Origin of the sequence: Grimontia marina (genome assembly GCF_900060185.1) — a bacterium.
In the GTDB taxonomy this organism is placed as follows: Bacteria; Pseudomonadota; Gammaproteobacteria; order Enterobacterales; family Vibrionaceae; genus Enterovibrio; species Enterovibrio marinus.
Window position 1 is genome coordinate 1 of record NZ_FIZY01000223.1, and the last position, 678, is coordinate 678.

At 58.0% G+C, this 678-nt stretch carries 1 protein-coding gene; it reads left to right on the forward strand.

What is annotated here, in order from left to right; genetic code table 11:
* A partial coding sequence (locus GMA8713_RS26095; RefSeq protein WP_198159606.1) for a VCBS domain-containing protein occupies positions 1-678 on the forward strand: 678 nt, incomplete at both ends.

A 678-nucleotide genomic window follows, 5' to 3' on the forward strand; every position in this document is an offset into this window, starting at 1 on the left:
GGTCACTGACCAGGATACCTCAACAACCGGGACTATCACGGTCACTGACCCTGACAGTGGCGAAACCGCCACCATCGGCAATACCACGATGGAAGGCAACTACGGCACCTTTGAACTGGTGGACGGCGAGTGGACGTACACCGTCGATCCGGACAAAGCCCAGTCTCTGCCAGAAGGACAGGAAGCCAACGACACCTTTACCCTCACCGCTTCTGACGGCTCAACCCATGAGATTGTGGTGACCGTGACCGGCACCAATGATGCGGCTGTCGTTACCGGCGATACCACCGGACAGGTCACTGACCAGGATACCTCAACAACCGGGACTATCACGGTCACTGACCCTGACAGTGGCGAAACCGCCACCATCGACAATGTCACCATGGAAGGCAACTACGGCACCTTTACGCTGGTGGATGGGAACTGGACCTACACGGTAGACCCAGACAAAGCGCAAGCCCTGCCGGAAGGTGAAGAGGCCAACGACACCTTTACCCTCACCGCTTCTGACGGTTCAACCCATGAGATTGTGGTGACCGTGACCGGCACCAATGATGCGGCTGTCGTCACCGGGGACACCACCGGACAGGTCACTGACCAGGATACCTCAACAACCGGGACTATCACGGTCACTGACCCTGACAGTGGCGAAACCGCCACCATCGGCAATACCACGAT